This is a genomic window from Acinetobacter sp. F16, assembly GCF_052712855.1.
Genome location: NZ_JBRATK010000039.1, coordinates 1 through 818, shown reverse-complemented (window position 1 = coordinate 818; position 818 = coordinate 1). Strand labels below are relative to the sequence as shown.

The 818-nt window shown below is 50.6% G+C and carries 1 rRNA gene; it reads right to left on the bottom strand.

Annotated features, from left to right (window positions below):
• Positions 1 to 818 (bottom strand): 23S ribosomal RNA (locus ACU0NF_RS11875); the annotation flags it as partial.

Here is an 818-nt window from a genome sequence, read left to right as displayed (position 1 = left end):
CTTTCACCTGGACAACCAACGCCAGGCTGACTTAACCTTCTCCGTCCTCTCATCGCATTACACAGAAGTATTGGAATATTAACCAATTTCCCATCGACTACGCCTCTCGGCCTCGCCTTAGGGGTCGACTCACCCAGCCCCGATTAACGTTGGACTGGAACCCTTGGTCTTTCAGCGTGCGAGTTTTTCACTCGCATTGTCGTTACTCACGTCAGCATTCGCACTTCTGATACCTCCAGCAGACTTCTCAATCCACCTTCATCGGCTTACAGAACGCTCCCCTACCACTTACAATAAATTGTAAATCCGCAGCTTCGGCATATAGTTTTAGCCCCGTTACATCTTCCGCGCAGGCCGACTCGACTAGTGAGCTATTACGCTTTCTTTAAAGGGTGGCTGCTTCTAAGCCAACCTCCTAGCTGTCTGTGCCTTCCCACATCGTTTCCCACTTAACTATAATTTTGGGGCCTTAGCTGGCGGTCTGGATTGTTTTCCTCTTGACTACGGACGTTAGCACCCGCAGTCTGTCTCCCGGATAGTACTCATTGGTATTCGGAGTTTGCATCGGTTTGGTAAGTCGGGATGACCCCCTAGCCGAAACAGTGCTCTACCCCCAATGGTATTCGTCCGAGGCGCTACCTAAATAGCTTTCGGGGAGAACCAGCTATCACCGAGTTTGATTAGCCTTTCACCCCTATCCACAAGTCATCCCCTGGCTTTTCAACGACAGTGGGTTCGGTCCTCCAGTTAGTGTTACCCAACCTTCAACCTGCTCATGGATAGATCACCCGGTTTCGGGTCTACACCCAGCAACTAAA